Origin of the sequence: Cryobacterium sp. Y50, assembly GCF_002929805.1 — a bacterium.
In the GTDB taxonomy this organism is placed as follows: domain Bacteria; phylum Actinomycetota; class Actinomycetes; order Actinomycetales; family Microbacteriaceae; genus Cryobacterium.
Map to the genome: position 1 here is coordinate 1 of NZ_PJJM01000097.1, position 22,717 is coordinate 22,717.

At 64.6% G+C, this 22,717-nt stretch carries 23 protein-coding genes and 1 pseudogene; 11 read left to right on the plus strand and 13 right to left on the minus strand.

Annotated features, from left to right (window positions below; translation table 11 throughout):
* The 3 genes from CXY73_RS22030 to CXY73_RS13720 all read left to right on the plus strand — a co-directional run.
* Nucleotides 1–241, plus strand: a 241-nt coding sequence (locus CXY73_RS22030; protein WP_233198343.1) for a hypothetical protein, incomplete at its 5' end; no start/stop codon positions are given.
* Between the two features lie 103 nt (nt 242–344).
* Nucleotides 345–674 carry a helix-turn-helix transcriptional regulator gene (locus CXY73_RS13715; RefSeq protein ID WP_104178034.1) on the plus strand — a complete coding sequence of 110 codons (330 nt, stop codon included), beginning with the start codon at nt 345–347 and terminating at the stop codon, nt 672–674.
* 3 nt (nt 675–677) lie between these two features.
* The gene (locus CXY73_RS13720; protein ID WP_369831245.1) at nt 678–1,661 is read left to right on the plus strand and encodes an arsenate reductase ArsC; all 984 of its coding nucleotides are present in this window, start codon (nt 678–680) and stop codon (nt 1,659–1,661) included.
* Here the strand turns inward: CXY73_RS13720 and CXY73_RS13725 are convergent.
* The 6 genes and pseudogenes from CXY73_RS13725 to CXY73_RS13750 form a co-directional block, all read right to left on the minus strand.
* A complete protein-coding gene (locus tag CXY73_RS13725) occupies nt 1,643–2,347 on the minus strand; it encodes a response regulator transcription factor (protein WP_104178035.1) in 705 nt (234 codons plus the stop codon). The two genes, CXY73_RS13720 and CXY73_RS13725, sit on opposite strands and share 19 nt — an antisense overlap.
* Nucleotides 2,344–3,234, minus strand: coding sequence for a phosphate ABC transporter ATP-binding protein PstB (gene pstB, locus CXY73_RS13730; RefSeq protein ID WP_104138063.1), 891 nt, complete (start codon nt 3,232–3,234; stop codon nt 2,344–2,346). The genes CXY73_RS13725 and pstB overlap by 4 nt, the downstream gene beginning before the upstream one ends.
* Before the next feature lie 16 nt (nt 3,235–3,250).
* On the minus strand, nt 3,251–4,165 hold the full coding sequence (gene pstA, locus CXY73_RS13735) for a phosphate ABC transporter permease PstA (protein ID WP_104178036.1): 915 nt from the start codon (nt 4,163–4,165) through the stop codon (nt 3,251–3,253).
* Nucleotides 4,165–5,118, minus strand: a complete 954-nt coding sequence (gene pstC, locus CXY73_RS13740) for a phosphate ABC transporter permease subunit PstC (RefSeq protein WP_104138057.1) — start codon at nt 5,116–5,118, stop codon at nt 4,165–4,167. The genes pstA and pstC overlap by 1 nt, the downstream gene beginning before the upstream one ends.
* A gap of 40 nt (nt 5,119–5,158) precedes the next feature.
* Complete coding sequence (locus tag CXY73_RS13745) at nt 5,159–6,127, minus strand: PstS family phosphate ABC transporter substrate-binding protein (RefSeq protein ID WP_199185381.1); 969 nt, start codon at nt 6,125–6,127, stop codon at nt 5,159–5,161.
* Nucleotides 6,128–6,680: 553 nt separating this feature from the next.
* A pseudogene (locus CXY73_RS13750) lies at nt 6,681–7,025 on the minus strand (SulP family inorganic anion transporter); the annotation flags it as partial.
* A gap of 248 nt (nt 7,026–7,273) precedes the next feature.
* Here CXY73_RS13750 and CXY73_RS13755 point away from each other — a divergent pair.
* Complete coding sequence (locus CXY73_RS13755; protein WP_104178037.1) at nt 7,274–7,636, plus strand: MerR family transcriptional regulator; 363 nt, start codon at nt 7,274–7,276, stop codon at nt 7,634–7,636.
* 3 nt (nt 7,637–7,639) lie between these two features.
* On the opposite strand, the gene arsM is transcribed toward CXY73_RS13755, so the two are convergent.
* Nucleotides 7,640–8,395, minus strand: coding sequence for an arsenite methyltransferase (gene arsM / locus CXY73_RS13760; protein ID WP_104178038.1), 756 nt, complete (start codon nt 8,393–8,395; stop codon nt 7,640–7,642).
* 90 nt (nt 8,396–8,485) lie between these two features.
* Here arsM and arsD point away from each other — a divergent pair, with 90 nt between their 5' ends.
* Together arsD and arsA are read left to right on the plus strand one after the other, a co-directional pair.
* Nucleotides 8,486–8,860: an arsenite efflux transporter metallochaperone ArsD gene (gene arsD, locus CXY73_RS13765; RefSeq protein ID WP_104138048.1), complete on the plus strand. Its 375-nt coding sequence runs from the start codon at nt 8,486–8,488 to the stop codon at nt 8,858–8,860.
* A 4-nt stretch (nt 8,861–8,864) separates the two neighbouring features.
* A complete protein-coding gene (gene arsA, locus CXY73_RS13770; protein ID WP_104178039.1) occupies nt 8,865–10,631 on the plus strand; it encodes an arsenical pump-driving ATPase in 1,767 nt (588 codons plus the stop codon).
* Nucleotides 10,632–10,733: 102 nt separating this feature from the next.
* Here the strand turns inward: arsA and CXY73_RS13775 are convergent, their stop codons facing one another.
* Nucleotides 10,734–11,003, minus strand: coding sequence for a hypothetical protein (locus tag CXY73_RS13775; protein ID WP_104178040.1), 270 nt, complete (start codon nt 11,001–11,003; stop codon nt 10,734–10,736).
* Nucleotides 11,004–11,068: 65 nt separating this feature from the next.
* Here CXY73_RS13775 and CXY73_RS13780 point away from each other — a divergent pair, with 65 nt between their 5' ends.
* The 5 genes from CXY73_RS13780 to CXY73_RS13800 all read left to right on the plus strand — a co-directional run bounded on the left by CXY73_RS13780 (nt 11,069) and on the right by CXY73_RS13800 (nt 16,546).
* On the plus strand, nt 11,069–12,055 hold the full coding sequence (locus tag CXY73_RS13780; RefSeq protein ID WP_104178041.1) for a Gfo/Idh/MocA family protein: 987 nt from the start codon (nt 11,069–11,071) through the stop codon (nt 12,053–12,055).
* 45 nt (nt 12,056–12,100) lie between these two features.
* Entirely contained in the window at nt 12,101–13,564 is a 1,464-nt protein-coding gene (locus tag CXY73_RS13785; protein WP_233198344.1) for a D-alanyl-D-alanine carboxypeptidase/D-alanyl-D-alanine-endopeptidase, read from the plus strand.
* 18 nt (nt 13,565–13,582) lie between these two features.
* Entirely contained in the window at nt 13,583–14,173 is a 591-nt protein-coding gene (locus tag CXY73_RS13790; protein ID WP_104138033.1) for an isochorismatase family protein, read from the plus strand.
* Nucleotides 14,170–14,901 (plus strand): alpha/beta fold hydrolase, encoded by a 732-nt coding sequence (locus CXY73_RS13795; protein ID WP_104138030.1) that lies wholly within the window; start codon nt 14,170–14,172, stop codon nt 14,899–14,901. The genes CXY73_RS13790 and CXY73_RS13795 overlap by 4 nt, the downstream gene beginning before the upstream one ends.
* Nucleotides 14,902–15,052: 151 nt before the next feature.
* A complete protein-coding gene (locus CXY73_RS13800; RefSeq protein ID WP_104138025.1) occupies nt 15,053–16,546 on the plus strand; it encodes a benzaldehyde dehydrogenase in 1,494 nt (497 codons plus the stop codon).
* A 199-nt stretch (nt 16,547–16,745) separates the two neighbouring features.
* On the opposite strand, the gene hpaD is transcribed toward CXY73_RS13800, so the two are convergent.
* From hpaD to CXY73_RS13825, 5 genes are all read right to left on the minus strand, one after another.
* Entirely contained in the window at nt 16,746–17,840 is a 1,095-nt protein-coding gene (hpaD, locus tag CXY73_RS13805) for a 3,4-dihydroxyphenylacetate 2,3-dioxygenase (protein ID WP_104178042.1), read from the minus strand.
* Nucleotides 17,841–18,001: 161 nt separating this feature from the next.
* Complete coding sequence (gene hpaE / locus CXY73_RS13810) at nt 18,002–19,495, minus strand: 5-carboxymethyl-2-hydroxymuconate semialdehyde dehydrogenase (protein WP_104138019.1); 1,494 nt, start codon at nt 19,493–19,495, stop codon at nt 18,002–18,004.
* Entirely contained in the window at nt 19,492–20,445 is a 954-nt protein-coding gene (dapA, locus tag CXY73_RS13815; protein ID WP_104138016.1) for a 4-hydroxy-tetrahydrodipicolinate synthase, read from the minus strand. Before dapA ends, hpaE begins: the two co-directional genes overlap by 4 nt.
* Nucleotides 20,442–21,146, minus strand: a complete 705-nt coding sequence (locus tag CXY73_RS13820; protein ID WP_104178043.1) for a GntR family transcriptional regulator — start codon at nt 21,144–21,146, stop codon at nt 20,442–20,444. The genes dapA and CXY73_RS13820 overlap by 4 nt, the downstream gene beginning before the upstream one ends.
* Complete coding sequence (locus CXY73_RS13825; protein WP_199185383.1) at nt 21,128–22,606, minus strand: fumarylacetoacetate hydrolase family protein; 1,479 nt, start codon at nt 22,604–22,606, stop codon at nt 21,128–21,130. Before CXY73_RS13825 ends, CXY73_RS13820 begins: the two co-directional genes overlap by 19 nt.
* Nucleotides 22,607–22,717: the final 111 nt, after the last annotated feature.

Consider the following 22,717-nt stretch of genomic DNA (forward strand, 5'->3'; position numbering starts at 1 on the left):
TCGCCACGCCCGCAACCAAACTCCCACTCAGATTTCACCGACTCCGCACACTCAAGGCGGACCGGTGGATCGAGGCTTAGTCGCGGTTCTGGCCGGGACCCTGATCCTGCTGGGACTGAGCGCGTTATTTCTGGCACCCGAACTCGGAGGCATAAGCGGGTGGCTGGGCGCCGCCGTGTTCCTGCTTTTCGCGGTGTTGTTGTTTGGTGCCCAGGATGACGTACGCGCAATCATTCAGTAGAGGGTTCCCCAGGATCGTCTTGACGTTCAAGCTTGCTGCGTGCCAGCGGCCCTGTCGTGAGTTCGCTGAGAATCGGGTCGCAGGACGCCCATAGACTGATTGCATGCCCTCATCCGCTCGTCACGACGACGCAGACGCAGCGCAGCCGATCACTCCACTCGATCGAACGGCCGCTGAAGTGTTGGCGCGCACCCTGCGCGCGGTGGCGGATCCCACTCGCCTGCAGCTATTGAGCATGATCGCGGGTGCAGTATCGGGTGAGGTGACCGTGGGGGATCTCGCGACACCGCTGGGAATGACCCAGCCGACAATTACCCATCACCTGCGCATCATGGTCGATGACGGTCTGCTCGTGCGGGACCAACGCGGGCGTCAGGTCTGGCATTCCATTGCTGCCAGTCGCAAGTCCGCCATACTCGATCTCCTGAGGTAATACGTGTCTACGTTTCCCCGCACGATTGGCCGCCCCCTGGACTCGGAATCGGCTCGCGTCCGCGCGCAACAAATCAGCGCGCTCACCGATCCGGTCAATCTCCGGCTGCTCAGCCTGATCGCCGCGACACCCGAGTCCCAGCGTTCACCGAATTGGCTTGCCGAAGCCCTGAGCGTGCCCGGCGCCGAGGTCAACAGGGCGTTCACCGACTTGACAACGGCCGGCCTGCTAACGAAAGACCTTCGAGACCAGTATCAATTGACAGCGGATGCCTGGGTTCGGTTCGGACGTCTGCTGGCTTCGTCGGGAGCAGGCGAGACGGAGCGTAGCGAAGTGACCGCGCCCATCCACGCGCGTGCTGTTCCTCCGGTGATCTCTCGCATCGTCGATGATCTCTCCTACCGGTTCAGCTCAACGTTCTCGCGAGAGACCGTGGCTCGCTACGTTACCGAGAGCTATTCGCTGCTCGCGGACCGTGCCCATATCGTGCGGTTCCTGCCATCGCTGACGGCCAAGTTTGCCACCGACAGGCTCAGCGCGCTGGCGACTGCCGGAGGTCTGGTTTTACGCGGCACACCCGAGGTGCTGTTTGTGTGCGTGCAGAACGCTGGGCGATCGCAGATGGCTGCTGCCATTCTTCGTCAACTCGCGGGAGACTCCGTGCACGTGCGCACGGCGGGATCGGCCCCGGCAGCCGCAGTGCACCCGGTAGTCGTTGAAGCCCTCGATGAAATCGGCGTTCCTCTGGCGACCGAGTTTCCGAAGCCATTGACCGAAGAGGTCGTGCAGGCCGCCGACTACGTCATCACGATGGGCTGCGGCGATGCCTGCCCGATCTACCCCGGACGACGGTACATGGACTGGGTTCTGGAAGATCCCGGCAACAAGTCGCTGGCTGAGGTGCGGGTCATGCGCGATGAGATCAGCGCGCGCGTTCACGCACTCTTGGCGGATATGGGCCCGACGAATCAGCCGGCGATTCGGTAACCGATCCCGCGAATTGTCTCGATGATCGGCGGAAAGCCGGGCGATGCCAGAGCAAGTTTCGTACGAATGCGCGACACGGTGATTCGAACGCGGATAGCGTGCTCCGGGTCGCCGTCCGCGAAGTGACGCACGAGTTCATCGAGGGACACCAGCCTAGGAAAGCCGAGCATGAGGTATTGCACAACGTCGAATTCCTCCGGCGAGAAGTACACCTCGACTCCACGCACGAGGACGCGGTGTTCGGCCACGCTCAGTACGAGCCCACCACAGGTCAGCTCCACGTCGGGGGCGTGGTCGTGTCCGCGGCGCATCGGTCCCAAAGCAGATGCGAGGCGTGACGGTGTGAGCGGAAGCGCGACGAGACCGGCCGCACCGCGGCTGAGCCCCTCGACGACGAGTCCGTCCGGCAGGGTCGCCGTCAAGCCCATCAGCACCGGCGCGTGGGCGAGGGCAACGACAATCTCGATGAAATCGAGCACGGGCATGTCGGTCAAGTCGGTCGGGGCCACGACGACCGATTCTGGTTCATGCGCCAGCATCCGTAGGGCTTCGCACCCGTCGGCCGATCGGCTCAGCGAGATGCCACGCCGGCGAAATTCCGCTGGGCTGCCACGGTGCAGCGTAGTGGGGGAGTCGATGACGACCACGTGCAATGGCCAGACCGGCGCCTCGACGACGAGACTCACCCGAAACGACCCGAGATATAGTCTTCTGTGCGCTGGTCGGCCGGGCTCTCGAAGATCTTCTTGGTGAGGTCATATTCCACCAGGAGCCCCGTGCGGTCGCCCGTCTCCTCGCTGGCGAGGGCCGTGAAGAACGCGGTACGGTCAGCCACACGCGCGGCCTGCTGCATGTTGTGGGTGACGATGATGATCGTGTAGTCCTCGCGCAGCTCATACATGAGGTCTTCGATGCGTGACGTGGCAATGGGGTCGAGCGAGGAGCAGGGCTCGTCCATCAGGATCACGTCTGGTTTGACGGCGATGGTGCGGGCGATGCAGAGGCGCTGCTGCTGCCCGCCGGAGAGGCCAAACGCAGATTGTTTGAGCTTGTCCTTGACCTCGGGCCAGAGGGCGGCTCGGGTGAGGGCTTCCTCGACCAGATCGTCCATGTTGGATGCCTTCAGGCCGATGACCCGAGGGCCGTAGGCGATGTTGTCGTAAATCGATTTGGGGAACGGGTTGGGCTTTTGAAAGACCATCCCGATGCGGCGCCGCACCTCGATGGCGTCGACTTCCTTGTGGTAGATGTCTTCACCTTGAAAGGTGACAGAACCTTCTACACGGGCGCCGTCGATGAGATCGTTCATGCGGTTCAGCGAGCGGAGCAGCGTCGACTTGCCGCAACCTGACGGGCCGATGAGTGCCGTGATTTCCTTCGAGCCAAAAGAAAGGTCAACGCCCGTGACCGCACGAAAGGCGTTGTAATACACGTTGACGTCTTTGCATTCGATGATCGCGTTGGGCACCGTGGGCAGCGCGGCGCTGCGTTCGGCGTGCTCGGCGGGAAAGTGGATGGTGGGTTTCTGGTCGCTGCCGGTGGTGTAGCTTGCGGCGCGTGTTTTGGTCGGCATGGCTGGTCCTGTCTGTCTACCAGCGCTGCTGGTAGCGGTTGCGAATGAAGATGGCGAGTCCGTTCATGGCGAGCAGAATCAGCAGCAGCAAGATACTTCCTGCGGAGGCGAGCTCGTGGAACTCGGCCTGCGGCCGTGACGTCCAGTTGAAAATTTGAATCGGCATGGTGGTGTACCCGCTGAGCAGCCCGTTCGGGTCGAAGCTAACAAAGACCAAAGCCCCCAGCACGAGTAACGGGGCGGCTTCGCCGAGGGCCCGGGATAAGCCCAAAATGGCGCCCGTGGCGATGCCGGGTACCGATGCTGGCAGGGTTTGTCGCCAGACGGTCTGCAGCGGTGTCGCCCCGAGGGCGAGAGAGCCTTGCCGAATTTCGAGGGGAACGCCTCGCAGCGCTTCTCTAGTGGAGATGATGATCACGGGCAGGACGAGCAGGCCGAGGGCGAGGGCGCCGCCGATGACGATGTTCTTGTTTTGTACGCCCAGCAGGGCAAGAAAGCCGAGGGCGAGCAGCCCGTAGACGATCGAGGGGACGGCGGCCAGGTTCTGCACGTTGAGTTCGATCGCGCGGTTGAACCATTTCTTGCGATCGGCGAATTCTTCCAGGTGTACGGCTGCGGCCACGCCGAGTGGGATGGTCAACAAGGCCGTGGCTCCGATCACCCAGATGGAGCCGAGGATCGCTGGGCGAAGGCCGGCCCGTTCCGGAGCCGATGCGGGGTACTCGGTGACGAGGCGGGAGTCGAGGCGGGAGAACCCGTCGATGAGGGTGGTGATGATGAGGGTCAGAAGCACGCCGAATGCGACGAACAGGCAGAGCCACAGTGCGATGAGGAAGAGTACGGAACGGGCGCTGTGCTCGCCGCCGCGAACCTTTCCGTGGATGCTGGCGCTGCGGATATGGGCGCCGAGGCCGGTGGTGAGGAATGTCATCAGTAGATCTCCCGGAAACGACGCACGAAGCGGATGCTGATGAAGTTGAACAGCAGGGTGACGAGGAACAAGAGCAGGCCAACGGCGAAGAGGGTGTCGTATTCAAGAGATCCCACTCGGGAATCCCCGAGTGCGGCGTTGGCGATGAATCCGGTCATGGTTTGACCCTGCTCGAGGGGACCCGTCACGATGCGGGCCTGCCCGCCGGCGGCAATGGCAACGATCATCGTCTCTCCCACGGCGCGGGAGACGCCGAGCACGATCGCGGCGATGATGCCGGACAGGGCGGCGGGAAAGACGACGCGCACGGTGGTTTGCATGCGGTTCGCGCCGAGCGCTGCCGATCCCTGGCGCATGCTCAGGGGCACGGCGGACATGGCGTCTTCGCTGATTGATGCGATCGTCGGCACGATCATGACGCCCATAACGAGACCGGCGGCGAGAACGCTGAAGGCGCCCGTGTCGAGATCAAACAAGCCACGAAAGACGGTGGCCTGCACGAACTGCAGGGCGAAGAGTCCGAACACGACGGTGGGGATGCCGGCCAGGATTTCCAGGACGGGCTTGAGTACTTTGCGCAGGCCCGGTTTGGCGTACTCGGACAGGAACACTGCGGCGCCCAGCCCGAGTGGGATGGCGACCAGCAGGGCTATGCCGGAGGTCCAGGCCGTGGCGGTGACGAGGGGCAATACGCCGAACGAGGCGTCAGCGAAGCGGGGAGCCCAGCGATCGCCGAAGAGAAAGTCAAATACCGAGACGGTGCGGAAGAATTCGATAGAGGGAACCAGCAGCGCGATCAGGATGCCGCCGGTGATGACAATGGTCAATATGGCGGCGACGCGCAGGAGGAAGCGTACGAACGTTTCGCCGTGGCGTGGGCGGTTCGACCGCAGGGACACCGCGGGGCGGCCCGGCAGAAGAGCCGAACCGCCGACGGGGGTGAGTGTGCTCATGAACGCACAATCTCCTTCTTGAATCAGTGTGCGGGTGTGACTAGCCGACGAGGGTGGCGAGTTCCGTTGTTGCGGTGCTCTTCTGGTCAGCGGTGAGAGGGATGTATAGCGCGGCCTCGGCGACGGCATCTGAGTTCTCGAGGTAGAAGTCGACGAACGAGCGCAGTTGCGCCTTGTCGGCGTAATTCGCGTCGTTGACGTACAGGAACAGCCCACGCCCGAGCGGCTGATACGAGCTGTCTTGCACGGTCTCCTTCGTCGGATAGATGCAGCCTTGGCCGCCGTCAATCTCGAGTGCCGTGATTGCGTCTGGGTTCTCTTCGACATAGCTCAAGCCGAAGAAGCCCATGGCACCCTTGTCGCCCTGCACGCCCTGGATTGTGATGTTGTCATCCTCGGAGGGGCTGTAGTCGGCGCGGATGGCACCTTCGTCGCCATTGATGGCATCGGTGAAGTAGTCGAAGGTGCCTGAGTCAGTACCGGCGCCGAAGAGCACGAGCGGCTCGTCGGGGAACGAGGCGTCAACCTGGTTCCAGTTGGTGACCGTTCCTTCGGATTCCGGAGCCCAGATGGTGTTCAGTTGCTCAACGGTGAGGCAGGAAGCCCAGTCGTTCTCGGGATTCACTACGACGGAGAGACCGTCATTGGCGATGACGATCTCGGTGTATTTGATGCCATTGGCCTCGCAATCCGCGGCTTCGTCGTCCTTGATCGGGCGTGAAGCGTCGGAGATGTCGGTTTCGCCGGCACAGAATGCCTTGAAACCGCCACCGGTGCCGGACGTCGCGACGGTGACGTTGACGCCGGCCTCGACGTCGCGGTACATGTCGGCTGCTGCCTCGCTGAGCGGGGCGACAGTAGATGAGCCGTCGATGGTGACCGAACCGGACAGTCCGTCGGCCGGGTCGGAGCTCGTGTTGGTGGCCTGGCCGCCACAGGCGGTTAAGAGTAGTGCTGCTGCAAGGACGCTCGCGCTGATGCTGGCGGTCTTGAATGAAAGCAGGGACACTTTCGTGGTCCTTTCCTTATCGGCTTGGTACGCCGAACGTGAACTGTGAATGTCAGCCGACGGCCGACTTGACTCATAGAAGTCTGTCTATATGAACACAGGGTAAACAATAGTCGACTTGACCATGTCCATAGATGAATATCTATGGGTTTAGCCTTGGCCTGCCGGATTGGCGGGAGGAATTGCGCTTAGCCTGAACATATTGACCACCTGGGAGAAGGTGTGCGCGCGTTGTTGCGCGTGCCTGGGTGCAGAAAAACCGTCACTTCAAGTCTGAGGAGCCCCGCCGGGGGCCTGTGATGTCTGACTCTGAAATTCCTGCCTCGAGTGACTGGGCCTTCTGCCGACTTGCGCGCGCCGCTTACTGTGTGGGCGGGCGCTAGTGGCCGCCGCCGAGGTTTCCGGCCAGGCGGCTGTGCAGTTCGGTGCTGGCCTCGTTGAGGCCCTCGATGACGACGTACTTGTCGTGCCGCTCATATTTGTAGGTGATCGCGTCGAGAGTGGCAACGGTGGAGGCGTCCCAGATGTGCGAAGCCGACAGGTCGATGACGATGACACCGACGATGACACCGACGATGACACCGACGACGACGCCGATGGCGAGGTTGTGGGTGAGGACGATGACGAGGGCAATGGCGCCGGTGGCGGCGGTTATCATGGCGGGGCGGCCATCGAAGAAGGCGATGGTGACGGCCATCACGAACGAGGAGAACAGGCCGACGCGCGGGTCGACGCCGGCGATGATCGAGAAGGCGATCGCCTCGGGGATGAGCGCCATGGCCACCACGAGGCCGGCGAGAACTTCGCGGGTGAGCAGGCGGGGCGTGCGTAGCGCGGTCAGAACCGAAGGCTCCGCACGGTAGCGGTTCGCGGTGATGGGCTTGGAAACGATGGCCATGAGGCCTCCAGAAGCTGGGCCGGGGGTGCGGCCGAAGTGGATACAGAAGAGTTGGGTGGGCGCCGCGGTGCGCACCTCCACCGGTCATCGAGCACGAGGCCATCAAGGACAATAGTGGGAGAGTGGGCTCACAGATGAATGTCAGCCGACTTCTGCAACACTACCTTAACGTAAGGGTTGGTTGTGACTGCAGGGAAAGAGGTCTTCCGGTGATATCAGGCGCGCCAACGACCGGGTCAGTGGTTACGATGCATATTGGCGAGCTCGCCGAGAAGACCGGGCTGTCGCTACGTACGATCCGGCACTACGACGAGGTCGGCCTGCTGAAGGCGTCCGCTCGCACCGATGGTGGTTTTCGGCTCTACTCGCCCGACGACTTCACCCGGCTGATGCTGATTCGCCGTATGAAACCGCTCGGTTTTACGCTCGACGAGATGATAGCGCTGCTGAAGGTGATCGACACGATGCAAGGCAGTCTGACCGGTTCGCACGATGCTGAGGTGCGCGCCGAGCTCAACACCTTCATCGCCCAGGCGGTGGAGCATCGGCAAAAACTGCAGGACCAGCTGGGAATGGCCGACGAGTTTCTAAAGCCGCTGCGCACCCAATAGTGGCTACACGGTGGGTTTGACCGCCTTCACAATGGCCCCGTGCATTTCGGGGGCGACCTCGTGGGTGTACTGCACGCTCGGGTCAGCGCAGCCGGCTTTGTGCAGGGCGTCGAGGTACTCCTGGTGCGACAGTGCTCCGGCGATGCAGCCGGTGTAGCTGCCGCGACGGATGCGGTCGTGTTGGCTCAGGTGGTTTTCGGCGACGACGTCGGAGATGCCGAGGCGTCCGCCAGGCTTTAATACTCGGAACATTTCGGCGATGACGGCGTTTTTGTCAGCCGACAGGTTGATGACGCAGTTCGAGATGATGACGTCGATGGTGTCATCAGCCAAGGGGATGGTCTCGATCTGACCCTTGATGAACTCCACGTTGGTGGCCTTGGCTTTGGCGGCGTTGGCGCGGGCGAGCGCGAGCATCTCATCGGTCATGTCGAGCCCGTAGGCAAAGCCGGTCGGGCCGACGCGACGCGCGGAGAGCAGTACGTCGATGCCGCCGCCGGAGCCGAGGTCGAGCACGGTCTCACCGCTGCGGAGGTCGGCGACCGCGGTTGGATTGCCGCAACCCAGGCTGGCCAAAAAGGCTTCCTCGGGAATCCTTGAACTTTCGCCATCGGTATACAGGGTTGATCCAAAAACGTCGCCGTTGCCCAGGTCAGTGGGCACGCAGCACGACGCGGTGGTAGATACATCCGTCAGTTGCAGTGCGGCTGCGGCGTAGCGCTCCCGCACTCGCTCGGTGATCTTGGACTTGTCGTTCATAAGTTGTTCCTTCCCGCTAGGTGGCGGCACCAGCCTACTGCTACATTGATACTTATCGATATAGCTGCTGACGTTACTAGGGAGATCGACATGACTGCCATCCGAATCTACGAACCCGCATTGTGCTGCGACACCGGGGTCTGTGGTGTCGACGTCGATCAGTCTCTGTTCGAGGTGACCGCCACCGTGCGCAGCCTGCAGAACCTCGGCGCCGACATTCAGCGCCATAACCTGGCGACCGATCCCCTCGCCTTCGCCACGGATGAGACCGTGCGCGCCTTCATGCACCTCGTCGGATCCACCGGCCTGCCGCTCACCGTCGTCGACGGCGTCACCGTGGCGACCGGCGCCTACCCATCGAAATCTCAGCTGCTCGCCTTCGCCGGTCTGGCTGATCGCCCCCAGCTCGGTCTGACCGAGAAATCTGCAAGCGGATGCTGCGGCGGCGCCACCGGCTGCTGCTGACACCATGAAATTTTTGGAAAACCCGCCACGGTTTCTCTTTTTCACCGGTAAAGGCGGTGTAGGAAAGACATCCGTTGCGGGTGCTTCCGCGATCGAGCTGGCCGAACGGGGTCGCCGGGTGCTGCTTGTGAGCACCGACCCTGCCTCCAATATCGGGCAGGTGTTCGGGCTCGCGATCGGCAACACAGTCACTCGTATTGGCGCAATTACCGGCCTGAGCGCGCTCGAAATCGATCCGGAGCAGGCAGCGGATGCCTACCGCGAACGCATTATCGCCCCGGTTCGGGGGCTCCTGCCGGAACGTGAGATCGCGAGCATCGCCGAGGGCCTGTCCGGATCGTGCACGACCGAGGTCGCCTCGTTCGACGAGTTCACGAACCTGCTCACCGATGAGAGCCTGCTCGCCACCTACGACCATATCGTGTTCGACACGGCGCCGACCGGCCACACCATCCGGCTGCTGCAGCTGCCCGGTTCCTGGACCGAGTTTCTCGACGCGGGCAAGGGCGATCCGTCCTGCCTCGGGCCGCTTTCCGGGCTTGAGAAGCACAAGGCGGTGTACGCCGCCGCGGTCGCTGCCCTGGCCGACCCTGAGCGAACGCGACTGGTGCTCGTGGCTCGCGCGCAGGCATCCGCTTTGACGGAGATCGAGCGTACGCAGGGTGAGCTGGCGCAGATTGGAATTCGCGGCGGCTACGTCGTTATTAATGGAGTACTGCCGGTGGGCGCGGGCGTCGAGCCGATTGCCGTCGCAGTGCGCAACCGCGAATCAGCGGCGCTGAACGGTATTCCGGCGGCCCTGGCAGCCCTGCCGCGGGACATTCTAGAGCTCAAGGCCGGCAACATGATGGGCGTCGACGCGCTGCGCACCCTGTTTCGTGGCGGCGGCGGCGACAGCGACGGCCCCGCGCAATCGCACACTGTGGTCGACGTTCCGGACGCCCCGCTGGGCCAGTTCGTCGACGAGCTGGAGCAGACCGGGCACGGCCTGATTCTCTGCATGGGCAAGGGCGGCGTCGGCAAGACCACGATCGCCTCGGCTCTGGCCGTGGCTCTCGCCGAGCGCGGCCACGCCGTGCACCTCACGACGACGGACCCGGCAGCTCACCTGGTCGAGACCCTGCACGGGAGCCTGCCGAGGCTGCGCGTCTCGCGCATCGACCCGGCCGAGGCGATTCGCGAGTATCGCGATCATGTAATGGCCACCAAGGGCAAGAATCTCGACGATGATGGTCGGGCGGCCCTGGCCGAAGACCTACTCTCGCCGTGCACCGACGAGGTGGCGGTGTTTCGGCAGTTCTCCCAGGCCGTGCACGAATCACGGCACGAATTTGTCGTCGTCGACACCGCTCCGACCGGCCACACCCTGTTATTGCTGGATGCCACCGGGGCGTACCATCGCGAAATCGCGCGCCAAATGGGGGAGAGCATGGCATTCGTGACACCGCTGATGCGCTTGCAGGATTCAGCCCTGACCAAGGTGTTACTGGTCACGCTCGCCGAGACGACGCCCGTGCTTGAGGCCGAGGGGCTGCAGCAAGACCTTCAGCGCGCCGGAATTCAGCCGTGGGGTTGGGTCGTTAACAATTCCATCGCCGCAGCGCACCCCGAGACGCCATTTCTGCAAGCGCGCGCGGCCAGCGAAGCTGCCCAGATCGACAAGGTGTTCGCCCGCGCCGACCGGGTCGCGATCGTGCCGCTGCTGGCCGACGAACCGATCGGGGTCGATCGGCTTGCGGCGCTCACCGCGCTGGCACCGTCGACGGTCTGAGCGATCTGGTTCGCTGGAATCCGCTGGTAGCGCTGCGGTTTGCTGCGCGGACTTGAGCCGCGCGGTCGTTAGCGTGGCCGTTTGCTGTATGGGCGAGCGAGGTCAGCGGGCCATGCCGGGGTGCACCTTGACGAAGGTGATGTTCTTGGTCGTCTGCACGGTTTTCGCAGGCGCGCGGGAGAAGCCCTTGGCCCCTTCGAGACGGTTCTGCCCGCGAAACTCAGCCAGAGCGTCGTCGAAGATGGCATTGAGCTGAGCGCCGGTGAATTCCTCCGCTGCCCCCTCGGTAAAGCTGATGCTGATAAGCGCGTTGTCGGGAAAGTGCCGGTTCATGCGGATGAAACCATCGGCATCCTGCTGCAGGGTGATCATTGGTCTAGTTTGACCTATATTTTGTGCCGTCGGTGCGTGTTGGTGGCCCTAGATAAACTACAGGCATGACGGAATCGATTCGCTGGGGAATCCTGGCCACCGGTGGCATCGCCCACGCGTTCACGAGCGATCTGGTGCAGAACGGCCACACCGTGCAGGCCGTCGGGTCGCGCAATCAGGCCTCAGCGCAGGTCTTTGCGGCCGAGTTTGGTATTGGCACGGCGCACGCCAGCTACGAAGCTCTGGTGAACGATGCTGAGGTCGATGTCATCTACGTGTCGACGCCGCATCCGTTTCATGCCGAGCACGCCGCCCTCGCGTTGAACGCCGGCAAGCACGTGCTGGTCGAGAAGTCGTTCACGCTAAATGCGCGCGAGGCCCGGCAGGTGGTCGACCTGGCCGCGAGCAAAAATCTGCTCGTCATGGAGGCCATGTGGACCAGGTTCTTGCCGCACATGGTGCGCATTCGCGAGATTCTCGCCGCCGGCACGCTCGGCGAAGTGCGCAGCCTGCTCGCCGACCACACCCAGGACCTACCCGACGACCCGGCGCACCGTCTGAACTCGCTCGAGCTCGGCGGCGGCGCGCTGCTCGATCTCGGGGTGTATCCGGTGAACTTTGCGCACGCCGTGTTCGGGCCGCCCGACTCGATTCTGGCGAGTGCGTCCTTCAAAGCCACCGGAGCGGATGCCCAGGTCGCGACGATCTTTCGCTACGCCGGCGGCCAGATCGCCACAACATTTTCGGCGAGCGCCACCCTTGGGCCAACCTCGGCCTCGATCATCGGCACGCACGGGCGCATCGACACCGCTGGCGTGTGGTACGCGCCGACCAGTTTTCGCGTGCTCGATAACGTGGGAACGGTGCTCGAGGCCTTCGCCCCGGCCGAGTTCACCGGTCGCGGCATGCAATTCGAAGCGGTCGAGGTTGAGGCGCTGATTCGAGCCGGCAGAATTTCGAGCGACGTCATGCCGGCCGAGGAATCGGTCGCTGTGATGACCACGCTCGATGCGGTTCGGGCCCAGATCGGGCTGCGCTACCCGGGCGAATAGCCTGCATGGAGGCGGGTCGGTTACCATACGGAGGTGGAAGAACCAGTGCAGACACCCGCGTCCACTGCGGTTGACGCCCCGCGTGGCGGGATCGCTGCTGCCTTCGCCGAGCGCCGCCGCGCCTGGCTGATCGCCGCCGGTACCCTCGTCTTCGTGCTGCTCGGCAGTGGAGCGGTGTTCGCTGGAACGCAGACCGGCGGGAATGAGCCGATGGCGGCATCCGGTGTCGAAACACCCACAGTGACGCCGAGTCCCACGCCGACCGTCGACCCGGCGCGGCCGGTGCCCACCGAGGCGATAGCGGCCAGCCGGCTGCGCACCTGCTCGGTGTCCGGGCTCGCCGCCGACACACGACTCGCCGATTTTCAGGCGCAGGTGATCAACGCCAACACCGGCGAGGTGCTGTTCGACCGGGGCGGCACGACCTCCTCGCGCACGGCGAGCGTCATGAAAGTGCTCACCTCGGCTGCCGCCCTCAACGTTCTCGGCAGTGACTACCGGGCCACGACCCGCGTCGTCAAGGGCTCCGAACCCGGCCAGGTCGTGCTCGTTGGCGGGGGAGACCTCACCCTGTCGCGGCTGCCGACCGGCCAGGAACCGTTCTACACCGGCGCCGCCCACCTCGACGACCTCGCCACCCAGACCAAGGTTTCATGGGCTGCCGACCCGGCCAACTTGCCGATCACCTCACTCGTGCTCGATTCCTCCTATTTCTCGGGCCCGGACTGGGACGAAGGCTGGGCCCGAACCGAACTTGGCCTCGGCTACATGCCCGAAATTACCGCGCTGATGGTCGACGGTGACCGGAACGACCCCACCCGCAGCACATCCGCCCGCAGCGAAGACCCGATTGCCCGCGCCGGCCAAGCCTTCGCTGACGCTCTCGGCGGTGGCCTTGAGATCAGCCAGGCCACCGCCCCGTCCGGTGCAGCCCAACTGGGCGCAGTGCAGTCCGCGCCGGTGTCGACCCTGATACAACAGTCCCTGATCGTGAGCGACAATACCCTTGCCGAGATGCTCGCCCGCCTCGTGGCTATCGAAAACGGTTCCGGCAACTCCTTCTCAGCACTGCAGCAGGGCATCGTCGGCGGTCTCGCTGACTACGGTATCGACACGAGCGGCATGATCATCAAGGACGGCTCGGGCCTCAGCCCACACAACGCCGTATCGCCGGCCTACCTGACCGCCCTGTTCATCAAGGTCAACGCCCGCGAGGGCAACCTCGGCGTACTGTTCGATGGCCTGCCGATCGCCGGTGGACCGCGCGGATCGCTCTCTTACGCTGACCGTTTCGCCGGTGCGAATTCCGCCGCCGACGGTGCAGTCTTTGCCAAGACCGGCTGGATCGATACCGGATACACGCTCTCCGGCATCATTCACGCCGCCGACGGTACCCCGCTCACCTTCGCCATTTACGCGATTGGCAACGTGAGTTCGAACGCGAAAATCGCCATCGACACACTGACCACCGGCTTCTTCCACTGCGGCGATAATCTGTCGAACAACTGATCAATCGAAGGAGACATCGTGACCCGCGCCCTGTTCATCATTGACGTTCAGAATGACTTTACCGAGGGTGGTGCGCTGGGCGTTGACGGCGGTGCGGCCGTCGCTGCGGGCGTGAGCGCGCTGCTGGCGCAGCATCCGCTTACGTATAAATACGTCTTCGCGTCGCGCGACTGGCACGATATCGGCAATGACAATGGTGGCCACTTCGCCCGTGATGCCGCACCTGATTACGTCACAACCTGGCCGGTGCACTGCGTGGCCGGCACTGCGGGCGCCGAATATCACCAGGCTCTCACAACGGATGCCGTGACATTTCACATTCGTAAGGGCCAGGGCAAGCCGGCGTACTCCATCTTCGAGGGCACCACCGAGGCCGGGCAGACTGTGGGGTCGCTGCTGACCGAGCACGGGGTGACCGAGATCGACGTAGTCGGCCTCGCCACCGACTACTGTGTGCGAGCTTCCAGCCTCGACGCGCTCGAGCACGGCCAGCACGTGCGGGTACTGACCGATCTGGTCGCCGGGGTCGCCGCGGAATCGACCGCGACCGCCCTCGCTGAGATGGCGCACGCCGGTGCGGTGTTCGCCGCTGGCGACGTGGTCGAATGACCCGGTTCGCTCGTCGTCTCGACGGGGTACGCATTGCCTTCGAGGCCACGCAGGGGGAGCGACCGGCGCTGCTCGTGCATGGATTTGCGTCGACCGCCGCCGTAACCTGGGCCGAATCTGGCTGGGTGCAAGCGCTCGCCGAGGTCGGGCGCGGAGCGATCACGCCCGACCTGCGCGGCCACGGCCAGAGTGACAAGCCGCATCGCGCCGCCGACTATGCTCCGCGTCAGCTGGCCGCCGACCTCGTGGCCGTGCTCGACACCCTCGAACTGGAGCGGGTCGACGTGATCGGCTACTCCTTGGGATCGCGGGTCGTGGCCGCCATGGCCAGGCTGGCGCCCGAACGGGTGCGGCGGCTCGTGCTGGGCGGGGCCGGCCCGCTCGAGCTGTTCGACACCTGGGATCTTGACGAGGTCAACCGGTTTGTTGTTTCGGGCGCGCTGCCCACGGATCCGACTATTGCCGGGGTGCTCCGCCCGGCACTAGTCGCCGGTGCCGACCGGGAGGCGCTGTTGGCGTGCGTGCAGGGGGTCGCGGGCTGCACGCTCGATGTGCCCGTGGGCATCCCGCAGCTGTTTGTGGCCGGTGGGGCCGACTCGATTCCTGCCGGGGTGGCTGCTCTGGCGGCCGAACGCGGCGCGCAGTACCTCGAACTGCCGGGTCGCACCCACCTGAACGCGCTGAGTGCGCGTGAGTTCAAGCAGGCCGCACTGGAGTTTCTGGCCTGAGCATTTGAACGCTCAGACCCGCGTCTTCAGCGCTACGCGCACCAGTGTTCGCGCGAATCCCGATGTCAAATCAGGGGGTAGGGTCGAGAGCACGAGATCGGCCCGCGCTGCAACACGGCCTCGATACTACGCACGCTCTCAAGGAGGAGACATGACCCTGGTGGACAGCACCGTGACAGTAGACAGCACACTGATTCTGGACGATGCGCTGTGGAGGGACAGAATCTTCGTCAACGGATGGGTGGCCGGTGGCGGCGGAAGCCGCCCGGTCGTCGCCCCCGGTTCGGGCGAGGCGCTGGGGTCGGTGGGGGTGGCATCCGTCGGGGACGTGCTGCGGGCATCCGCAGCCGCAGCTATCGCGCAGAAAGACTGGGCGGCCCGCCCACCCGAAGAACGTGCCGCCGTGTTGCGCCGAGCCGGCGACCTGTGGGAGAGGCACGCCGAAGAGATTCAGGGCTGGATCATTCGAGAATCAGGGGCGATTCTGGCCAAAGCCCAGCTTGAAACCCACGCCGCCGCCGCGGAATGTTTTGAGGCAGCGGGCCTGCCAAATCATCCGTTGGGCGACGTGCTGGCCACGAACGAAAAGCACTGGAGTTTCGCGCGGCGTCACGCCGCCGGCGTCGTCAGCGTCATCGCACCCTTCAACTTTCCCTTGATCCTGTCGATTCGATCGGTCGCGCCGGCCATCGCACTCGGCAACGCCGTGCTGCTCAAGCCCGACCCCCGCACGGCAGTGTGCGGCGGTGTCGCCCTGATGCGCATTTTTCAGGAGGCCGGTCTGCCCGACGGGGTACTTCAGTTGGTGCAGGGCTCCGCTGACGTCGGCGAGGCAGTGGTGTCGGCCCCCGAGGTGCGCATCGTCTCCTTCACCGGATCTACCGCGGCCGGCCGCAAAGTCGGCGAACTCGGTGCTCGCCACCTTAAGCGCACCCACCTCGAGCTCGGTGGCAACAATGCCCTCATCGTGCTGCCCGGCGCTGACCTGGCGCTCGCCGCGTCAGCCGGAGCGTTCGGGTCTTTTCTGCATCAGGGGCAGGTCTGCATGACGACCGGGCGTCACATCGTGCACGAATCGCTGCACGACGAGTACATCGCCCTGTTGTCGGAGAAAGCCTCGCACCTCCCCGTCGGCGACCCGGCGAGCGGCCAGGTTGCGCTCGGCCCGATCATCGATGCGGGGCAGGTGGAACGCATCCAATCGATCGTCGATGACACGGTCGCCGCTGGCGCCACCCTCTCGGCCGGCGGCACGCACGACGGCTTGTTCTACCGGCCGACAGTGCTGTCGAATGTGACGACTGAAATGCGTGCCTGGACCGATGAGATCTTTGGGCCGGTTGCACCGGTCGTGACGTTCTCGACGATTGAGGAGGCCATTGCTTTGGCCTCCAGCACGGAATATGGGCTCTCGCTCGGCATTCTCGGCGATGTCGGTCTGGCCATGCAACTGGCCGATGCCATTCCCAGCGGCATCGTGCACATCAACGAGCAGACCGTTGCCGACGAGGCCAGTGCCCCGTTCGGCGGAGTGGGGTCTTCGGGCACGGGTTCTCGCTTCGGCGGTGCCCAGGCCAACATTGAAGCGTTCACCGAGACTCAGTGGCTCACGGTACGCGCTGAGATTGCACCGTACCCGTTCTAGGGCAACAGTCAGAATGGGCCCTCGTCCTCGACGGGGCCCATTCTGGTGTCGGGGGCTAAATCAGGTAAAGAAAACGGATAGGTGCATCCGGTCCACGGAAATATGCGGCGGTATCGTCCCGGCCATGATGCCTATCCTGAATTCGCCACAGTGCTGATCTGGGGACATCTGGGCGGACCGGGCCAGGGCCCGGTCCGATTTAGAGGGTGGTGCCGAGCTTGAAGCCGGTCAGCTCGTCGTCTTGGCGGGTGTACGAGAAGCCGTCGGCTCCGACGGTCACGGCCATTTCGCTCGATTCGGTGCGCTCGATCACGGGCTGCGGGTTGCCGTCGAGGTCGAGCACGAGCGAGGCATCCGTGTACCAGCTGGGCACGACGGGGTTGCCCCACCAGTCGCGGCGCTGGTTGTCGTGCACGTCCCAGGTCACGACCGGGTTGTCAGGGTCGCCGGTGTAGTAGTCCTGCGTGTAGATCTCGACGCGGTGGCCGTCTGGATCGCGTAGGTAAAGGTAGAACGCGTTCGAGACGCCGTGGCGGCCCGGGCCGCGCTCGATCAGGTCGCTTTTGCGCAGCGCGCCGAGCTTGTCGCAGATGTAGATGATGTTGTGCTTCTCGTGGGTCGAGAATGCGATGTGGTGCATGCGCGGTCCGTTTCCACCAGTGAGGGCGGTGTCGTGCACGGTGTCCTTGCGCCGCATCCAGGCTGCGTAGGTAACGCCGTCGGAGTCCTGTATGTCTTCGGTGACCCGAAAACCCAGGTCCTCGAGGTATTTGCGGCCCCGGCCCACATCGGGGGTGACCTGATTGAAGTGGTCGAGGCGCACGAGCGCGCCCGGCCCTTGCAGATCGTAACGCCAGGCGAGGCGCTCAACGTGGGTGGTGGAGTAGAAAAACTCGTAGGGAAAGCCGAGCGGGTCTTCGACGCGCACGCTGTCGCCGATGCCCGTGACGAAGCCCTCGGTGCGACGTTCGGTGCGGCAGCCAAGCTGCTGGTACCAGGCCTCGGCCAGGTCGACGTCTTCGGGGCTGCGCACCCGAAAGGCCATCGCGGCAACAGCGGCCACCGGCCCCTGGCGCAGTACGAGGTTGTGGTGGATGAACTCCTCGAAGCTGCGCAGGTAGATCTCGGTGTCGTTCTCCTCGGTGACGACGAGGCCGAGAACGTCGACGTAGAACTCACGCGACTTGGCCAGGTCGGTCACGACGATGTCCATGTAGGCGCAGCGGAGAATGTCGGGCGGGGCGGTGGTGGTGGTGGTGGTGGTGGTGGTGGAGGCGGGGATCGGTTTGGTCATGGGGTTCTCCTCGTTGAGTTAAACGGATGCGCAGGGCTGGTTCTCGCGACGGCCAGCGTTTGTCCTGGGTGGTGCGGCCGGGCCAACCCTATGAACGTGGACCCAGCATCTCAACTGGGCCCACGTTCCGGGCCCAGGCCCGGTGCACAGGTGGGGCGGGGCTAATGGGCTCCGAAGCGGGGGGTGTGCACGGGGGCGAGGGTGATGTGCACGGCCTGCGAGTCGGTGTAGAAGTCGATCGAACGGTAGCCGCCTTCGTGGCCGAGACCGGAGGCCTTGACTCCGCCGAACGGGGTGCGCAGATCCCGTACGTTGTGCGAGTTCAGCCAGACCATGCCGGCATCGACCGACTGCGCGAAGTTGTGGGCGCGGGTCAGGTCGGTGGTCCAGATGTAGGCGGCCAACCCGTACTTGACCCCGTTTGCCAGGGCAAGCGCTTCGGCATCCGTTTCGAAGGGGGTGATGGCCACGACCGGGCCGAAGATCTCCTCCTGAAAGATGCGGGCGGTCGGGGCGACGTCGGCGAAGACGGTGGGGGAGACGTAGTTGCCCTCCGGCAGTCCGGCCGGGCGGCCGCCGCCAGCGAGCAGCCGCCCCTCGGACTTGCCGATTTCGACGTAGCTCATCACCTTCGCGTAGTGCTCGGGGTGCACGAGCGCGCCGACCTCGGTTTTCGGGTCGTGCGGGTCGCCGACCACGATGCTCGCTGCTCGGGCGGCGTAACGGGCGCAGAAGTCATCGTAAATCGATCGTTCCACCAGGATGCGGCTCGACGCTGTGCAGCGCTCGCCGTTGAGCGAAAACACGCCGAACAGGGTCGAGTCGATCGCCGCGTCGAGGTCGGCGTCGGCGAAGACCACGGCGGGTGACTTGCCGCCGAGTTCCATCGACATGCCCTTGAGATTGGCGGCGCAGTTGCGGTAGATGGTCTGGCCGGTCGTGGTCTCGCCGGTGAACGAGATGAGCGGCACATTCGGATGCTTGACCAGCGCATCACCGGCCTCCTCACCGATGCCGTTGACCAGGTTGAACACGCCGTCGGGAACCCCGGCGGTGCGAAAGATCTCGGCCCACAGGCTCGCCGACAGCGGCGTGAATTCGGCCGGTTTCAGCACAACGGTGCAGCCGGAGGCGAGCGCAGGCGCGAGCTTCCAGCTTTCGAGCATGAACGGGGTGTTCCACGGGGTGATCAGCCCGGCAACGCCGACCGGCTTGCGGTTGACGTAGTTGATCTGCCGGCCGGGCACCTGATAGGTGTCGTCCGCCTGCGCCACGATCAGATCAGCGAAGAAGCGAAAGTTCTCGGCCGCGCGCTGCGCCTGGCCGAGCGCCTGCGTGATCGGCAGCCCGGTGTCGAAAGTCTCGAGTTCGGCGAGCCGGGCATCCTGCGCCTCGACGGCGTCGGCGATGCGGTGCAGCACCCGGGCGCGGGCGCGGGGCAGCATGCGCGGCCAGGGTCCGTGGTCGAACGCTTCCTTTGCCGCGGCGACGGCCAGGTCGATGTCGGCCTGCTGGCCAGCGGCCGCGGTGGTGTAGGTCTGGTTCGACACCGGATCGAGCACATCGAAGGTCTCCCCGCCGACACTGTCGACGAAGTGTCCGCCGATGAAATGACGGATGCTGGTGGGCAGGTCGGCGGGCACGTAATGAGTCATTTTTTTGAAGCTCCGGTCAGGGTGAAGCCGGCGGTCGATGTCAGATACTCGGAGCCGGTATCCATCAAAATGCGCATCTTGGCGAGGCCTCCGGGGGTTGGTTCGATCAGCGGCGGACGCACAAAGCCGCTCTCGATCAGGCCGCGCTCGGCCATGACCCACTTGCCCGGCGCCGGGTTGGTTTCCACGAAGAGCAGGTCGACGAGTGGGTGCAGGCCGTAGTGAATCGTGCGGGCGGTGGCGAAATCACCGGCTTCCCAGGCCTCGAACATCTGCGCGACGGCAGCCGGCGCGATGTTGCTCGTGGCGCTGACGAAACCGGCGCCGCCGAGGGCCATGAGCGGCAGGCAGAGCAGTTCGAGGCCGCTCCAGACCAGCAGATCGGGGCCGCACAGGTGCAGCACTCGGGAGAAATGCTCGAAGTCCTTGGTCGTTTCCTTCACTCCGACGAAGTTGTCGAAATCGCGGAACAGTCGGTAGACGGTCTCCGGCGCGATGTCGACGGCGGTGCGGCTTGGAACGTTGTAGGCCACGATCGGCAGGTCGGGAAACTCTTCGCAGACCGTTTTGTACCAGACGTAGAGCGCCTCCTGGGTGGGGCGGGCGTAGTACGGCGTGATGATGAGCGCGGCGTCGATGCCGGCGTCACGCCCAGCGGCGGTCAGCTCAAGGGTCTCGTCGAGCTTGGTAGAACCGGTGCCGGCCATGAAGTGTACGCGTTCGTCGATCGCGGCCTGGACAGAACGAATCGCAGCGGCGCGCTCGGCGATGGTCTGCGAGCTAGGCTCACCGGTCGAGCCGCCGATCGAGATGCCGTGCGAGCCCGAGGCGATCTGCCAGTTGACCAGGTTGATCAAGCCGGCATGGTCGACGGCGCCGTCGGCGGTGAACGGGGTCATCAGCGCGGCGATGGATCCGCGAATTTGGCTCGGGTTGCTGCGGAACTTCATGAAATGCCTTCCTTCGAGGTACTAACAGGTGCGCGAGTTGAGAGAAACGCGTTTAGGGTGGCCAGCCGGTGGTCGCGGGCCGCGTGTTCGATTTCTGCAGCGGAGGCGTGCTGCTCAATCAGGTCGAGAATGTGGTCGTGCTCCGCGACAGATTCGGCCGCGCGCCCCGGCACGAAGCCGAAGGTGGATTCACGCAGCACCGACAGCCGGTTCCAGCCGCGGTGCACGAGGTCGAGAATGTGCGGGTTGGGGCAGGTACTGTACAGCTCGGAGTGAAAGTCACGGTTGAGCGTCGTGAAGCTCGTCGGGTCGAAGTGGAGCAGCGTGTCGCGCATTTTCGCGTTGATCTGTCGGGCGCGCGCTATCGCTGCCGGGCTCAGCGTCGGCGCCGACAGAGCGGTCGCCGCGCCCTCGACCAGTCCCAGGGTCTGCATGGTGTGCTGGTATTCGGTGGGGTCGAGCATCGCGACCTGCGCTCCGACGTTACGGGCGAAGGTCACCAGACCCTCGGCTTCGAGCTTGCGAATCGCTTCTCGCACGGGAACGGGACTCATTGACGTCTCCCGTGCGATCTGGTCGAGGACCAGTCGAAAACCGGGGCCGAAGGTGCCATCGTTGATGCGGGTTTTCAGCCAGTCATAGGCGAACTGGGCCTTGCCGATGATCGGCGGGGCGGCATCCATTATCGACGGGCGAGCCATGCGCGGTACTTCTCCTTCCAAGCCGCGTTCATCGGGTAGAGGCCGTCGACGGCCTCGCCGGAGCCGACCGTCTCGGCGATGAAGGTTTCTTCGCGTTCCTGCTCGATGCTGTCGGTGACCAGCGTGTCGATCAGGTGCGGTGGAATGACGAGCAGCCCGTCGGCGTCGCCGACGATCACATCGCCGGGTTGAACGGATGCCCCGCCACAGGCGATCGTGAGGTTCGTGTCCCAAGGAACGTGGCGCCGGCCGAGCACGGCCGGGTGGCCGCCGCGGTGATAGGTGGGTATGTCGAGGGCGCTGACCGCGGCGAGGTCGCGCACTCCGCCGTCGGTGACGATGCCGGCGGCGCCGCACACCTGGGCGCGCAGGGCGAGGATGTCTCCGACCGTTCCCGTTCCGGTTTCTCCGCGGGCTTCGATCACGAGAACGTCGTCGATTCCGAGGCCGTCGAAGGCGCGCTTCTGGGCGTTGTAGCCGGTGCCGTGCGCGGTGAACAGGTCTTCGCGATTGGGAATGAAGCGCAGGGTGCGGGCCCGGCCAACCAGCCGGGCGCTCGGGCGGGTAGAGTGCAGGCCGTCGATCGACACGTTGTTCAGGCCGCGTTTGCGAAGCTGGGCGCTCAGGGTTGCAGTGCCGACGCTGTTGATGCGTGCCTTCAGCTCGTCGGTGAGCATGAAGGGGGCTTCCAGACCGGCTTTCTCGGTGGATCCCCATGCCTCCGCGCGCTGCAGATCGTCGACCCGGGGGCCGGAGCCGAACGCCCCGAACGCGGTCGTGCCCTCGGCAACCGGGGTGATTAGGCGGCCGGTGCTCGGCGCGCCGGGCATGGTCGGGGCGTCGACCTCGACCTCGACCGTGTCGCCAGGCCCGACGACGGAGGCGCCGGCTGGGGTTCCGGTGAGAATGACATCGCCACGCTCGAGCGTCATCAGCTGGGAGAGGTCGGCGACGAGGCGGCCGAAGCCAAAGAGCAGGTCAGCGGTGGTATCACTCTGCACGAGTTCGTCATTGACCCAGGTACGGATCCGCAGGTTTGCCGGGTCGACTGTCTCGGCTGCAAGGACCCGCGGGCCGAGCGGGGTGAAGCCGTCTCCGCCCTTGGACCGCAGGTTGGAGCCCTTGTCGGCGTAACGCAGGTCGTAGACACCGAAGTCGTTCGCGGCAGTGACCCCGGCGACGCCGGCCCAGCCCTCCTCGACGCTCACGCCACGCAGCCGGCGACCGATGACCAGCGCGATTTCGCCTTCGAAGGCGAGCAATTCGCATCCGCTCGGACGAACTATGGCGGCACCACTGGCCGCGACGCTGGTCGAGGGCTTGAGAAAGTAGGACGGCTGCTCGGGAGTGCGTCCGCGCTGGGCGGCCCGGGACGGGTAGTTGATGTGCACGGCGATCACTTTGCCGGGCCGGCCCAGATCGGGCAGGGATTCGGGGGTCATGGTATCCAATCGCGTCATTGCGTGCCTTGTTATATATGAAACCATATACGATCTGAAAGCGGATGTCGAGGCTCGATTGCGCCGCCCAGCGCGCCTTTAGCGTCGCACGAAAAAACCGTGCCGCCTGGA

Bases quoted from the DNA above. Each gene is read 5' to 3' on its own strand.
- CXY73_RS13715 (WP_104178034.1), top strand. From the start codon at position 345: ATGCCCTCATCCGCTCGTCACGACGACGCAGACGCAGCGCAGCCGATC.
- pstB (WP_104138063.1), bottom strand. From the start codon at position 3,234: ATGCCGACCAAAACACGCGCCGCAAGCTACACCACCGGCAGCGACCAG.
- pstA (WP_104178036.1), bottom strand. From the start codon at position 4,165: ATGACATTCCTCACCACCGGCCTCGGCGCCCATATCCGCAGCGCCAGC.
- pstC (WP_104138057.1), bottom strand. From the start codon at position 5,118: ATGAGCACACTCACCCCCGTCGGCGGTTCGGCTCTTCTGCCGGGCCGC.
- CXY73_RS13755 (WP_104178037.1), top strand. From the start codon at position 7,274: ATGCATATTGGCGAGCTCGCCGAGAAGACCGGGCTGTCGCTACGTACG.
- arsM (WP_104178038.1), bottom strand. From the start codon at position 8,395: ATGAACGACAAGTCCAAGATCACCGAGCGAGTGCGGGAGCGCTACGCC.
- arsD (WP_104138048.1), top strand. From the start codon at position 8,486: ATGACTGCCATCCGAATCTACGAACCCGCATTGTGCTGCGACACCGGG.
- arsA (WP_104178039.1), top strand. From the start codon at position 8,865: ATGAAATTTTTGGAAAACCCGCCACGGTTTCTCTTTTTCACCGGTAAA.
- CXY73_RS13775 (WP_104178040.1), bottom strand. From the start codon at position 11,003: ATGATCACCCTGCAGCAGGATGCCGATGGTTTCATCCGCATGAACCGG.
- CXY73_RS13780 (WP_104178041.1), top strand. From the start codon at position 11,069: ATGACGGAATCGATTCGCTGGGGAATCCTGGCCACCGGTGGCATCGCC.
- CXY73_RS13795 (WP_104138030.1), top strand. From the start codon at position 14,170: ATGACCCGGTTCGCTCGTCGTCTCGACGGGGTACGCATTGCCTTCGAG.
- CXY73_RS13800 (WP_104138025.1), top strand. From the start codon at position 15,053: ATGACCCTGGTGGACAGCACCGTGACAGTAGACAGCACACTGATTCTG.
- hpaD (WP_104178042.1), bottom strand. From the start codon at position 17,840: ATGACCAAACCGATCCCCGCCTCCACCACCACCACCACCACCACCACC.
- hpaE (WP_104138019.1), bottom strand. From the start codon at position 19,495: ATGACTCATTACGTGCCCGCCGACCTGCCCACCAGCATCCGTCATTTC.
- dapA (WP_104138016.1), bottom strand. From the start codon at position 20,445: ATGAAGTTCCGCAGCAACCCGAGCCAAATTCGCGGATCCATCGCCGCG.
- CXY73_RS13820 (WP_104178043.1), bottom strand. From the start codon at position 21,146: ATGGCTCGCCCGTCGATAATGGATGCCGCCCCGCCGATCATCGGCAAG.
- CXY73_RS13825 (WP_199185383.1), bottom strand. From the start codon at position 22,606: ATGACGCGATTGGATACCATGACCCCCGAATCCCTGCCCGATCTGGGC.